This window comes from Micromonospora sp. NPDC023956 (genome assembly GCF_040639195.1).
Lineage (GTDB): Bacteria > Actinomycetota > Actinomycetes > Mycobacteriales > Micromonosporaceae > Micromonospora.
In genome coordinates, this window is record NZ_JBEZZN010000005.1 from 266,380 (window position 1) to 278,581 (window position 12,202).

The window sequence follows — 12,202 nt, forward strand, 5'->3', positions numbered from 1 at the left end:
TCTGTCCCCCATCGCGCGGCGGCCGGAACGCGGTCCCGGCGGGCGGGCCGGTACACGTCCGGCAGGCTGGTCCCCAGCGTGCGCGACGGGCGTTTCGCCCCTGTTGCCGCGCGGTGTCTCCGGCGAAAAACACGTCTTGACACGAAGAGCCGAGGTGCCATCAACTATTCGGATGACCGATCCGGCCGTCGACGCCCGCCGGCCGGGGGCCGACTCGGCCTCCCCCACCGGGGCGACCCCGCGCGGGCTCGACCTGGACCGGCTCGCCGCTCACCTGGCCACCCACCGGCCCGACCTGGCCGACGGCCCGTGGCACGCCCGGCTGATCGCCGGCGGGAAGTCCAACCTGACCTACCTGCTGACCAGCGGCGACCGGCAGGTGGTGCTCCGCCGGCCCCCGCTGGGGCATGTGCTGGCCACCGCGCACGACATGGCCCGGGAGCACCGGGTGATCAGCGCGCTCGCCCCGACCGGCGTGCCGGTGCCGACCCCGCTGCTGCTCTGCACCGACCCGGCGGTGATCGGCGCGCCGTTCTACCTGATGGAGCGGGTCGACGGGGTGGTCTACCGCAGCCGGGTCCAGACCGACCGGCTCACCGCCGGGCAGCGGCGGGAACTGGCCATCGCGATGATGGACACCCTCGCCACCCTGCACTCGGTGCCGCCGGCCGAGGTGGGGCTCGCCGACTTCGGCCGTCCGGAGGGCTACCTGGCCCGCCAGGTACGCCGCTGGTCCGGTCAGCTCGACAAGTCCCGCAGCCGGCCGCTGCCCGGCATCGACGAGCTGCGCGACCGGCTCGCCGCGACCGCGCCGGAGGGGGCGAACGACGGCCGGATCGTGCACGGCGACTACCGGCTGGACAACCTCCTCGCCACCGTCGAACCGGTCGGCGTCCGCGCGGTGCTCGACTGGGAGATGGCCACCGTCGGTGACCCGCTGGCCGACCTGGGCCTGCTGCTGACCTACTGGGACGTGCTCGGTGACTCCGACCTCGCCGCCGGCAACCCGGTGGCCGACGGGCTGGGTCCCCGCGCCGGCTTCCCCACCGGCACCGAGCTGATCGAGCGGTACGCCGGCCGGGCCGACGTGGACGTCGGCCCACTGCACTGGCACGTGGCCCTGGGCTGTTTCAAGCTCGCCGTGATCTGCGAGGGGATCCACTACCGGCATACCCTGGGGCAGACCCTCGGCGAGGGATTCGACCAGATCGGGGCCCTGGTGGCGCCGCTGGTCGCGCACGGACTGGCCGCCACCGGCGGTCGCGGCTGACCGCGGATGGCCTCCGGGGCACGGCCGGGCCGGGGCGCGGGGGCGGCCGGTGCCGTCCGATGACCGCCGGTGACCTCCGGGCGGCCGGTGCCGTCCGAGCCGGCGCAGCGGCGGCGGATCGACACGGAGGGCGGCCACCCGTCGCCCGGGGAGGGACACATGGACTTCGGCTTCGACGCCCGCACCACCGAGCTGCGCGAGACGCTGCTGCGCTTCCTGGAGGAGAAGGTCTATCCGGCCGAGGCGGTGCACGCGGAGCAGGTCGCGGCGGCCGGTGACCCGTGGGCGCGCCCACCGGTGCTGGCCGACCTGAAGGCCGAGGCGCGGGCCCGTGGCCTGTGGAACCTCTTCCTCCCCGACCCGCGGCACGGGGCCGGCCTCACCAACCTCCAGTACGCCCCGCTGGCCGAGCTGACCGGCCGCAGCCCGCACCTGGCTCCCGAAGCGCTCAACTGCGCCGCGCCGGACACCGGCAACATGGAGCTGCTCGCCGCGTTCGGCACCGGGGACCAGCAGGACCGCTGGCTGCGTCCGCTGCTGGCCGGGGAGATCCGGTCCGCGTTCTGCATGACCGAACCGGCGGTCGCCTCGTCGGACGCCACCAACATCGCCACCCGGATCGTCCGCGACGGCGACGAGTACGTCGTCAACGGACGCAAGTGGTGGTCGTCCGGGGCGATGGACCCGCGCTGCGAACTGCTGATCGTGATGGGCAAGACCGACCCGGACGGTGAACGGTACCGGCAGCAGAGCATGATCCTGGTGCCCCGGGACACCCCGGGCGTGACGGTCCGCCGGGGCATGACCGTGTTCGGGTACACCGACGCGGCGCACGGCGGGCACGCCGAGATCGACTTCACCGACGTCCGGGTGCCGGCGGCGAACCTGGTCGGCGTGGAGGGGGGCGGCTTCGGCATGGCCCAGGCCCGGCTCGGACCGGGCCGTATCCACCACTGCATGCGGCTGGTGGGGATGGCCGAGCGGGCCCTGGAGCTGATGTGCCGGCGGGTGGTCGACCGGGTGGCGTTCGGCCGGCCGCTGGCCGAGCAGGGCGTGGTCCAGGAGTGGATCGCCGAGTCCCGGGTCCGGATCGAGCAGGCCCGCCTGCTGGTGCTCAAGACCGCCTGGCTGATGGACACCGTCGGCAACAAGGGCGCGCACACCGAGATCCAGGCCATCAAGATCGCGGCACCGGCGATGGCGGAGTGGGTGATCGACCGGGCCGTCCAGGCGCACGGCGGAGCCGGGGTCAGCCAGGACACCCCGCTGGCCGCGCTCTGGGCGCAGGCCCGCACCCTCCGCCTCGCCGACGGTCCGGACGAGGTCCACCGCGCCTCCCTCGCCCGCCGCGAACTGCGCCGCTACTCCACCCCCTGAGCCGTTCTCCTCCCCGCCCCCGACGCCGCGGCCGGCAGTCGCGGCGTGAACAGAGACGTGACGCCTACCGACCTCCGCGCTAGGCGGAGGCGCGCGGCACCATGTGCGTGTCGAGCAGGACGTAGGGGGCCGGGAGCTCATCGCCACGGATGCGGGAGACCAGCAGGTGGGCCATCTGCCGACCCATCTCCTCCACCGGCTGGAAGACCGTGGTCAGCGGCGGGTCCGCCTGCCGGGCCAGGGGCGAGTCCTCGTAGCCGACGACCGCCACGTCGTCGGGCACCCGGCGGCCCGCCTCGCGCAACGCGCGCAGCGCGCCGTACGCCATCAGGTCGCTGGCCGCGAAGACGGCGTCCAGGTCCGGGCAGGACTCCAGCAGCCGGCGCATGCAGGCCGTCCCGCTGCCCTCGCTGAAGTCGCCGTAGGCGATCATCGCCGGGTTGACCTGGCTCCCGGTCGCGGCGACGGCCTCCCGGTAACCGGTCAACCGGGCCAGGCCGGCGCCCATGTCCTGCGGGCCGGCGATGGTGGCGATGCGCCGCCGGCCCTTGGTCGTGAGGTACTCCACCGCCTGCCGGGCGCCGCCGACGTTGTCCACGTCCACGAAGTAGGCGGGCTGGGCCCCGGGGCGCAGCATCCGCGCCGGACGCCCGCCGAGGACGGTGGGTAGGCCGCGTTCCTCCAACAGCGTGGGCAACGGGTCCGCGTCGTGCAGGGAGAGCAGCAGGACGCCGTCGACGTGCTGGTTGGTCAGGTGGTGCTCGACCCGCTCCCGCTCGACCGGCGACTGGGCCATGGCGAGCCAGAGCTGCATCGGGGTCTCCAGCAACCCGGAGCTGATCCCCCGGACGATGCCGGCGAAGAACGGCTCGGTGAAGACCCGCTCACCGGACTCGGAGACCACCAGGGCCACCGAGTCGGTACGCTGGGTGACCAGGGCGCGGGCGGCCCGGTTCGGCACGTAGCCCAACTCGGCGATGGCCTGCTGCACCGCGGCCCGTGCCTCCGGGCTCACCTGCGGCGAGCCGTTGACCACGCGGGAGACCGTACCGCGGCCGACGCCGGCGCGGGCCGCCACCGCGTCGAGGGTCGGGCGCCCGAGGGACCGGGTGCGCTGGGTTGTCATGGTTCTGCTCCTCCGACGTCGGGCGGACCGGCGGGAACCCGGGATCGGGAACCCGCCGGAGCCGCCCGTTACTGGCTGGCCCTGCGGCCTATTGTGCGGCCAGACCGTTGCGTCGGATCACCTCGGCGTACCACCTGGCGCTGGACTTCGGGATGCGGAGCTGGCTGTCGTAGTCGACATACACCATGCCGAAGCGTTTGGTGTAGCCCCACGCCCACTCGAAATTATCCATCAGCGACCAGGCGAAGTACCCGCGCAGCGGCACCCCGGCGTCGATCGCCTCGTGCGCGGCCCGCAGGTGGGCGTCGAAGTACGCCAGCCGGTCGGCGTCGTCGACCCGCCCGTCGTGCACGGTGTCGACGAAGGCCGACCCGTTCTCGGTGACGTACAACGGCAGGTCGGTGTACTCCTCGTGCACCCGACGCAGCGTCTCGACCAGACCGGGGGCGTCGATCTCCCAGTCCATGTCGGTGACCGGGACCCCCCGGGTGACGAAGCGCACCGACTCGCTGCCCGGCCAGCAGGACGGTGCCCGCCAGTACTTCTCCGGGGCCGCGCCCTCGACCGGCGCGGCGACCACGTGCCGGCTGTAGTAGTTGACGCCGACCAGGTCCAGCGGGCTGGAGATGATCTCCAGGTCCTCGGTGCGGACGTGCCCGAAGTCGCTGACCGGGCGCAGGTCGGCGATCAGGTCGGCCGGGTACCGCCCGCGCAGGATCGGGTCGAGGAAGAACCGGTTGGCGATCCCGTCGATCCGCCGGGCGGCGTCCGCGTCGCCGGGTGCGTCACTGGCCGGGGTGACCGGGTAGAGGTTGAGGGTCACCCCCACCTCGGCGGCGTGCCGACCGGCACGCAGCGCCTGCGTGGCCAGGCCGTGTCCGAGCATCAGGTGGTGCCCGGCCCGGACCGCCTCGAGGCCGGCGGAGCGGCCCGGGGCGTGCGCCCCGGAGCCGTACCCGAGGAACGCCGAGCACCAGGGCTCGTTGAGCGTCGTCCAGTACCGCACCCGGTCGCCGAGCGCGTCGTGCACGAGCGCGGCGTAGTCGGCGAACCGGCCGGCGGTGTCCCGGGCCGGCCAGCCCCCGGCGTCCTCCAGTTCCTGCGGCAGGTCCCAGTGGTAGAGGGTCACCCAGGGCTCGATGTCGTGGGCGCGCAGTTCGTCGACCAGCCGGCGGTAGAAGTCGAGACCCTCCGCGTTGGCCGGACCGGAACCGCCCGGCTGCACCCGGGGCCAGGAGACCGAGAACCGGTACGACCGCAGCCCCAGCTCCGCCATCAGCTTCACGTCGGCGGGCATCCGGTGGTAGTGGTCGCAGGCCACGTCGCCGGTGTGCCCGGCGACGGTGCGCCCCTCGGTGTGGCTGAACGTGTCCCAGATCGAGGCGGTCCGACCGCCCTCGGTGGCGGCCCCCTCGATCTGGTACGCGGCGGTGGCCGCGCCCCAGAGGAAGCCGGGCGGGAAGACCAGCTCCGGCCCCTGGTCCAGGAGGTCGACGCCGGGCGGGGTGGCGGGGTTGCTCACGACTTGACCGCACCTTCCATGATCCCGCCGATGATCTGGCGGCCGAACAGGATGAACATGACGAACAACGGCAGGGTGGCGATCAACGTTCCCGCGAAGATCTGCGAGTTGTCGGCGAAGTATGCCGTGTTCAGGCTCCGCAGCGAGATCTGCACGGTCGGGTTCGACGGGTCGGCGAGGACCACGAACGGCCAGAAGAACTGGTTCCACTGCTCCATGAAGGTGAGCAGCCCGAGCACCGCGGCGGCCGGGCGCAGCGCCGGGGCGACCACGTGCCAGTAGATCCGCCAGGTGGAGCAGCCGTCCACCCGGGCCGCCTCGATCAGTTCGTTCGGCACGGCCTGCTCGGCGTACTGCCGCATCATGAAGATGCCGAAGCCGCCGATCAGGAACGGCACCGTCACCGACGGCATCGTGTTCAGCCACTCCAGCTTCGCCATCAGGATGTAGAGCGGCAGCACACCGAGCTGGATGGGCACCATCATCGAGGCGAGGATGACCAGCAGCAACGCGTTCTTGCCCCGGAACTTCAGCTTGGCGAAGGCGAAGCCGGCGAGCGAGCCGAAGAAGACCGTGGCGACGGTGATCGTCCCGGAGACCAGGAACGAGTTCATCAGGCCCTTGAGCACGTTGGCGTCACCGTTGGCGAGCACCCGCTCGATGTTCTCGCCGAGCTTCCCGCCGGGCAGGAACGGCGGCGGCCAGGAGTTCGCCGCGTCGTTGGTGCGGGACGCGATGACGATCATCCAGTAGAAGGGGAAGAGGGAGAGGATCACCCCGAGGACCAGGCCGACCCAGGTGAGCGGGCTGGCCTTCCAGAGCTGCGCGGCCCGGTGCCCGCTGCGCGCCGGGCGGGGCGAGGGCTGACGTACGGGGGGACGGAGCGTCGTGGTCGTCATCTGCGCAACCCTCACTTGTCCGAGCTGATCCGACGGGCCAGCAGGTAGTTCACGACCGACATGAGCGCGATCAGCAGGAAGAGCACGAGCGCGACCGCGCCGGCGTACCCCCAGCGGAAGCGGGTGTTCATCACGTCGAGCAGGTACATGGTGATGGTCTGGAACTGGCCCTCCGAGCCACCCGAGATGCCGCCGGAGCCGCTGGTGAACAGCAGCGGCTCGGTGAAGAGCTGCAACCCGCCGATGGTCGAGATGATCAGCGTGAAGATGATCGTCGGGCGGAGCTGCGGGACGGTGATCGACCAGAACTGCCGCCGCCGGGACGCGCCGTCGAGCGACGCCGCCTCGTACATGTCCTTGCTGATCGACTGCATCGCGGCGAGGTAGATCAGGGCGTTGTACCCGATCCACCGCCAGTCGACCATCGTGGAGATGGCGAACCAGGAGGCGTACCGGTTGGCCCGCCAGTCGATCGGCTCGATGCCCACCAGGTCGAGCGCCCAGTTGACCAGGCCGAACTCGCGCGCGTAGAGCATCGAGAAGATGAGCGCGACCACGGCGGTCGAGGTGATGATCGGCATGGCGATGGCCATCCGGAAGAACGTCTGCGCCGGCAGCCGCCGGTTGAGCGCGTTCGCCAGCATCAGGGCGATCAGCAGCTGCGGCACCGTGGAGAGGAGGAACATCCCGAAGGTGTTGTAGACCGCGTTCCAGAACTGCGGGTCGTTCGTGAACAGCTCGACGAAGTTGTCCAGCCCGACGAAGCTGATCGTGGCGTTCAGCGGGGAGCGGTCGGTCAGCGCGATCCAGACGGTGTAGCCGATCGGGTACGCGCTGAACACGGCGAAGATGGCGAAGAACGGCAGGACGTAGAGGTAGGGCGAGTACTTCAGGTCCAGCCGGGTGAGGGCGGCGAAGCGGCCCCGTTCGGGCGGGGCGGGGCGGGGCGGGCGGGCGTCGGGGGGAGCTTCGGCGTGCAGGTCGAGACTCATCAGCGGTCCTTCACGTCAGGCGACGCCGCCCGGTGGCGGGCGGCGTCGGGCCGCACCGCGGGTGGCGCCGGGGCGTTTGCCGCCGTCGACGCCACCCGTGTGCTGCTCGGCCAGGGTCACTTGCCGGCAGCCGCGCCGTTCTTCAGCGCTGCCTGCCACTGCTCACCAGCGGGCTTGCCCTGCTCGACCGCGCGCAGGGTGTTCTCCACGGCGGTCCGGACCGCGTTGTTCTTCGGGCCGAGGTACACCGGCTTCAGCTCGGCGGCGCCGGCGGCGAAGATCTTGCCGACCGGGGCGTTGCTGAAGTACGCGTTGGTGGAGTCGGCGACCGCCGGGTCGGCCAGACCCTGCGGGGACGACGGCAGGTTGCCGACCTTCTTGAAGGCCTCGACGTGCCCCTTCGCGTCGGTCAGGAACTTGACCAGCTTGGCCGCCTCGGCAGCGTTCTTGCTGGACTTCGGCACGGCGAGGAAGGCACCGCCCCAGTTCCCGCCGCTGCCCGGGGCCTTGGCGATGTCCCACTTGCCGGCCGCCGCGTCGCCGGCCTGCCCCTTGATCACACCGGTCATCCAGGCCGGGCAGGCGATGGTGGCGAAGGTGCCGTTCTTGAACCCGGCGTTCCACTCGTTCGAGAACGACTGGAGGTTGTTCGACAGCTTGGCGTCGATCATCTTGGTGGTGAGGTCGTACGCCGTCCGGACGTCCGGGTTCTCGCCGATGACCAGCTTGTTGCTCTTGTCGTAGTAGGTGTAGCCGGTGCCGGCGCCGGCGACCTGCATCAGCACCACGTTGAAGAAGTTGGTCGCCGAGTCGACGAACTTGTGCTTGGGGTCGGCGGCGGCGAACTTCTTGCCGGTCTCGATGAAGGCGTCCCAGGTCGGCCAGAGCTGCGCGACCTGCTCCCGGTCGGTGGGCAGGTTGGCGGCCTTGAAGAGGTCGCTGCGGTAGCACAGCGCCATCGAGCCGACGTCGGTGCCGAGGCCGAGCACCTTGCCGTCGGGGGTGGTGCCCTGCTCCCACTTCCAGGGCAGGAAGTTGCCCTTCAGGTCGTTGGCGCCGTGGTCGGCCAGGTTCACGAACTTGTCGGCCTGGGCGTAGAACTGGACGATGGTGCCCTCCTCGAGGGCGACCACGTCGCCGGCACCCGACCCGGCGGTGACCTGCTGGGTCAGTCGGGTGTTGTAGTCACCCAGGCCGAGCCCCTTGCCCCGCTCCTGGATCTTCACGTTCGGGTTCGCGGCTTCGTACTGCTTGTAGAGCTCGTCGTAGCCGAACCCCTGGTCGCCGAAGACGTCGACCACCAGGGTGATCTTCTCGCCGGAGCTGCCGGTGTCCGAGTCGTCGCTGCCACAGGCCGCGACGCTGGCGATCGCCGCGACGGACGCGAGCGCGATGGCCGCGAACCGCCGGCGGCGGAAGGTGAGGCTCATCCTGACCCCTCTTTCGGTGGTGAGGCATTCGAGTGTGGTGGGGGCGCCACGGGAGCGCTCCCATGAGATTGCCGGCGGGTAACGGGCGTGTCAATAGATCGTGGGAGCGTTCCCATATCGTTACCGCGAAAGCGTTTCACCACGGGGCGATTGACCCGTGGGCGGAGGAATGGTCAGATGCGACCCGTTATCGGGGCGGGCCGGCGGCCGACGGTCCTCGCACGCACCGGCGCCCGCCCCACCGGTCGGCGGAACGGGCGCGGGCGGCGGCGGTCAGCAGAACCGGCGCAGCAGGGTGCCGGTCCGGCCGGCGTCGAAGGCCGACGGGTCGAAGGTCCCACCCAGCCAGTCGCGCATCGCGTCGTGCTCGGGATGCGCCGGGTCGGCCAGCGCGTCGAGCAGGAGCCGGTAGCCCGCCGGTCCGCCGACGTTCTCCGGCGGGCAGGCCCGCTCCCCGTCCAGACAGGCCGGGTACCACCCGTCCGGATCGGCGATCAGCATGTCCTCCACGACCAGCTCGTGCTCCCACCAGTCCCCGAAGTCGTAGGTGTAGTGGAACCGGCCCCCCTTGCCCACCACCGTGTCCAGCCGGGTGTCCAGCTCGTCGCGCACCGCCAGCCCGTCGTCCGGGTCGGGAGCGCCGTACTGCACCCCGTCGATCTCGAAACTGTGCAGGTGACAGTCGCGCCACCCCATGGCGTGCTGCACCACGCGGTGCAGCCGGTCCAGGGTGTAGCCGCCGGGCACCAGCACCCGCCGCCAGACCGGCGGACGGACCCCGTTCAGGGAGACCCGCAACTGGAAGACCTGACGCGGCATGCTGTCCATCCTCCCTCGGCATAGGCTGCCAGCATGATCTGCCGAGCGTGCCGGGCGAAGCGGCACGGTGACTGCCCGGGCCGGAACTGGTGCGACTGTCAGCACCGTACCCCCGCGCCGACCCCTCCGGTCACCGGTCCGGCGAGCGAATGAGCGTCGGGATCCCGATCCACCGGGCCTGGCCGGGACCGGTCACCGGGCCGCTGGACGACGCGGCGCTGACCGCCCTCTACGGTCGCGGCGACCGCCCCCGGCTCCGGGTCAACTTCGTGACCAGCATCGACGGCGCGGTCGCCCTGGACGACTACTCCGCCGGCCTCTCCGGCGAGCCGGACAAGCGGGTGTTCGGACTGCTCCGGATGCTCTGCGACGCGCTCGTGGTGGCCGCCGGCACGCTACGGCACGAGGGCTACCGGGCGGTACGCCTCGACGGGACCCGACGGGCCTGGCGGCGGGCGCACGGACTGGCCGCGTACCCGACGCTGGTGGTGGTCTCCGGCTCGCTCCGCCTCGACCCGGCGCAGGCCGCCTTCGCCGACGCCCCGGTCCGGCCGGTCGTGCTGACCACCGACGGCGCCACCGCCCCCGCCGGACTGACCGAGGTGGCCGACCTGGTGCGCTGCGGGACCGACCGGGTCGACCTCGGTGCCGGTCTGGCCGAACTGCGCCGACGCGGTCTCGACCACCTGCTCTGCGAGGGCGGACCGCAGCTGTTCGGCGCGCTCACCGCCGCCGACCTGGTCGACGAGGTCTGCCTGACGGTCGCGCCGCTGCTCGCCGGACCGGGAGCCGGCCGGATCACCGCCGGGCCCGGCGGCCCGGCCCGCGACCTGCCGCTGCGGCACGTCCTCGCCACCGACGACGGCGTGCTGATGCTGCGCCACGCCCGGGACTGACCGGTCGTAACTGGCAACCTGTCGTACCGCTGGGGCAGGATGCAGCACGTGTGCCCTGAGCGAATGCGACTGACCAGCGGAGCCCGGCGATGACCGACGACAGCCCGGTGACGGCCGACGACGCGTTCGACGTCTCCGGCGAGGCGGTGGGCCGGGTCCTCGGCACCGCCGACGCCACCCCGCTCCAGTTCTGGACGGCGGTCGCCGACGGCAGTTACCTCCAGCTCGACGACGTGGTGGTGACCCGGCGCGAGCTGCCCGACCGCGAGCCGGTGACGATCGCCGGGGTGGTCACCCAGGTCCGCGCCCGGCACGAGGGCGCCCAGTTCGACTCGGACGTCTTCGCCATCGCCGACGGCACCCTCCCCGCCCAGGTGCAGGAGGCCGCCGAGATCACCACCACCCGGGTCGACCCGGAGCTGTACGTCCCACCCACCCCGGGCGCGGTGGTCCGCCGCGCCGAGGGCGACGCCCGGGCGCGGGCCCTGCACTTCGACCGGATGGAACGGCGCATCCCGATGGGGACGGGGCGCGACGGGGTGCCGGTCTACCTGAACGCCGACTTCCTCGACGGCAGCCGGGGCGCCCACGTCTCGATCTCCGGCATCTCCGGGGTGGCCACCAAGACCAGCTTCGCCACCTTCCTGCTCTACTCGGTGTTCCGCTCCGGCGTGCTCGGCGGCGACGCGGTCAACGCCAAGGCGCTGATCTTCAACGTCAAGGGCGAGGACCTGCTCTTCCTCGACCATCCGAACACCCGGCTCGACGATCCCACCCGGGCGGCGTACGCGAAGCTCGGGCTGGCCGCCGGAGCCTTCCCCGACGTGCGCGTGCACGCCCCGCCCCGGGTCGGCGACTCCGCCGGCACGCCGGACGTCAGCAGCCGGCTCACCGGCGTGGACAGCTTCTACTGGACGCTGAGCGAGTTCTGCGCCGACCGGCTCCTGCCGTACGTCTTCGCCGACGCCGACGACGAACGCCAGCAGTACACGATGGTGGTGCACGCGGTCACCGCCCACCTGGCCCGGTACGCCCAGCCCGCCGACGGCGGGGTGAGCATCGACGGCACCCGGCTGGGCTCCTACGGCGACTTGGTCGACCACATCGTCGAGCAGCTCAACGACGACGAGACGCGCAGCGACTGGACGGGCAGCGCGGTCGGCATCGGCACCGTGAACGCCTTCGCCCGGCGGTTGATCGGCAGCAAGAAGGACCTCGGCCGGCTGATCCGGGGCGACCTCGCCACCCGCCGACCGCACTCCATCAACACCGCGGAGAGCGCCCAGGTCACCGTGGTCGACCTGCACAACCTGCCGGACCGGGCGCAACGGTTCGTGGTCGGGGTGACGCTGCGCGGCGAGTTCGAGCGCAAGGAGAAGGCCGGCACCGCCCGGCCGCTGCTCTTCGTCGTCCTCGACGAGCTGAACAAGTACGCCCCCCGGGAGGGCTCCTCACCGATCAAGGAGGTGCTGCTCGACATCGCCGAGCGGGGCCGCTCGCTCGGGGTGATCCTGGTCGGCGCGCAGCAGACCGCCAGCGAGGTGGAGCGGCGGATCGTCACCAACTCGGCGATCCGGGTGGTCGGCCGGCTCGACCCGGCCGAGGCGTCCCGCCCGGAGTACGGCTTCCTCCCGCCGGCCCAGCGGCAGCGGGCGCTGCTGGCCAAGCCGGGCACCATGTTCGTCAACCAGCCGGACATCCCGGTGCCGCTCTGCCTGGAGTTCCCCTTCCCGGCCTGGGCCACCCGGGTCTCCGAGGCCGGTCACGCCCCGTCGGAGACGCTCCGGTCCATCACCCAGGCCGCCGACCCGTTCGCCGTGGTCGGCTCGGGCGGCACCGACGACGACATCCCGTTCTGAGGGGGACCACCC

10 protein-coding genes are annotated in these 12,202 nt (G+C 72.0%); 4 read left to right on the plus strand and 6 right to left on the minus strand.

The annotated features are described in order from the left end of the window. The first annotated feature begins 172 nt into the window (after window positions 1-172). Both AB0F58_RS13415 and AB0F58_RS13420 read left to right on the plus strand, forming a co-directional pair. On the plus strand, window positions 173-1,270 hold the full coding sequence (locus AB0F58_RS13415) for a phosphotransferase family protein (RefSeq protein WP_357142349.1): 1,098 nt from the start codon (window positions 173-175) through the stop codon (window positions 1,268-1,270). A gap of 159 nt (window positions 1,271-1,429) precedes the next feature. After that, a complete protein-coding gene (locus AB0F58_RS13420) occupies window positions 1,430-2,647 on the plus strand; it encodes an acyl-CoA dehydrogenase family protein (RefSeq protein WP_357142350.1) in 1,218 nt (405 codons plus the stop codon). Window positions 2,648-2,726: 79 nt separating this feature from the next. On the opposite strand, the gene AB0F58_RS13425 is transcribed toward AB0F58_RS13420, so the two are convergent. From AB0F58_RS13425 to AB0F58_RS13450, 6 genes are all read right to left on the minus strand, one after another. Beyond that, window positions 2,727-3,773: a LacI family DNA-binding transcriptional regulator gene (locus AB0F58_RS13425; RefSeq protein ID WP_357142351.1), complete on the minus strand. Its 1,047-nt coding sequence runs from the start codon at window positions 3,771-3,773 to the stop codon at window positions 2,727-2,729. Between the two features lie 88 nt (window positions 3,774-3,861). Then, on the minus strand, window positions 3,862-5,295 hold the full coding sequence (locus AB0F58_RS13430; protein WP_357142352.1) for a GH1 family beta-glucosidase: 1,434 nt from the start codon (window positions 5,293-5,295) through the stop codon (window positions 3,862-3,864). Then, entirely contained in the window at window positions 5,292-6,194 is a 903-nt protein-coding gene (locus tag AB0F58_RS13435; RefSeq protein WP_357142353.1) for a carbohydrate ABC transporter permease, read from the minus strand. The genes AB0F58_RS13430 and AB0F58_RS13435 overlap by 4 nt, the downstream gene beginning before the upstream one ends. Before the next feature lie 11 nt (window positions 6,195-6,205). Beyond that, entirely contained in the window at window positions 6,206-7,186 is a 981-nt protein-coding gene (locus AB0F58_RS13440) for a sugar ABC transporter permease (RefSeq protein WP_357142354.1), read from the minus strand. A gap of 116 nt (window positions 7,187-7,302) precedes the next feature. Next, complete coding sequence (locus tag AB0F58_RS13445) at window positions 7,303-8,616, minus strand: extracellular solute-binding protein (protein ID WP_357142355.1); 1,314 nt, start codon at window positions 8,614-8,616, stop codon at window positions 7,303-7,305. Window positions 8,617-8,889: 273 nt separating this feature from the next. Further along, window positions 8,890-9,435 carry a plasmid pRiA4b ORF-3 family protein gene (locus tag AB0F58_RS13450; protein WP_357142356.1) on the minus strand — a complete coding sequence of 182 codons (546 nt, stop codon included), beginning with the start codon at window positions 9,433-9,435 and terminating at the stop codon, window positions 8,890-8,892. 149 nt (window positions 9,436-9,584) lie between these two features. Between AB0F58_RS13450 and AB0F58_RS13455 the strand changes: the two genes are divergently transcribed. Further along, window positions 9,585-10,331 carry a pyrimidine reductase family protein gene (locus AB0F58_RS13455; RefSeq protein WP_357142357.1) on the plus strand — a complete coding sequence of 249 codons (747 nt, stop codon included), beginning with the start codon at window positions 9,585-9,587 and terminating at the stop codon, window positions 10,329-10,331. Between the two features lie 89 nt (window positions 10,332-10,420). Continuing rightward, window positions 10,421-12,190, plus strand: coding sequence for an ATP-binding protein (locus AB0F58_RS13460; protein ID WP_357142358.1), 1,770 nt, complete (start codon window positions 10,421-10,423; stop codon window positions 12,188-12,190). Window positions 12,191-12,202: the final 12 nt, after the last annotated feature.

Bases quoted from the DNA above. Each gene is read 5' to 3' on its own strand.
- AB0F58_RS13440 (WP_357142354.1), bottom strand. From the start codon at position 7,186: ATGAGTCTCGACCTGCACGCCGAAGCTCCCCCCGACGCCCGCCCGCCC.
- AB0F58_RS13420 (WP_357142350.1), top strand. From the start codon at position 1,430: ATGGACTTCGGCTTCGACGCCCGCACCACCGAGCTGCGCGAGACGCTG.
- AB0F58_RS13435 (WP_357142353.1), bottom strand. From the start codon at position 6,194: ATGACGACCACGACGCTCCGTCCCCCCGTACGTCAGCCCTCGCCCCGC.
- AB0F58_RS13460 (WP_357142358.1), top strand. From the start codon at position 10,421: ATGACCGACGACAGCCCGGTGACGGCCGACGACGCGTTCGACGTCTCC.
- AB0F58_RS13455 (WP_357142357.1), top strand. From the start codon at position 9,585: ATGAGCGTCGGGATCCCGATCCACCGGGCCTGGCCGGGACCGGTCACC.
- AB0F58_RS13445 (WP_357142355.1), bottom strand. From the start codon at position 8,616: ATGAGCCTCACCTTCCGCCGCCGGCGGTTCGCGGCCATCGCGCTCGCG.
- AB0F58_RS13415 (WP_357142349.1), top strand. From the start codon at position 173: ATGACCGATCCGGCCGTCGACGCCCGCCGGCCGGGGGCCGACTCGGCC.
- AB0F58_RS13450 (WP_357142356.1), bottom strand. From the start codon at position 9,435: ATGCCGCGTCAGGTCTTCCAGTTGCGGGTCTCCCTGAACGGGGTCCGT.
- AB0F58_RS13425 (WP_357142351.1), bottom strand. From the start codon at position 3,773: ATGACAACCCAGCGCACCCGGTCCCTCGGGCGCCCGACCCTCGACGCG.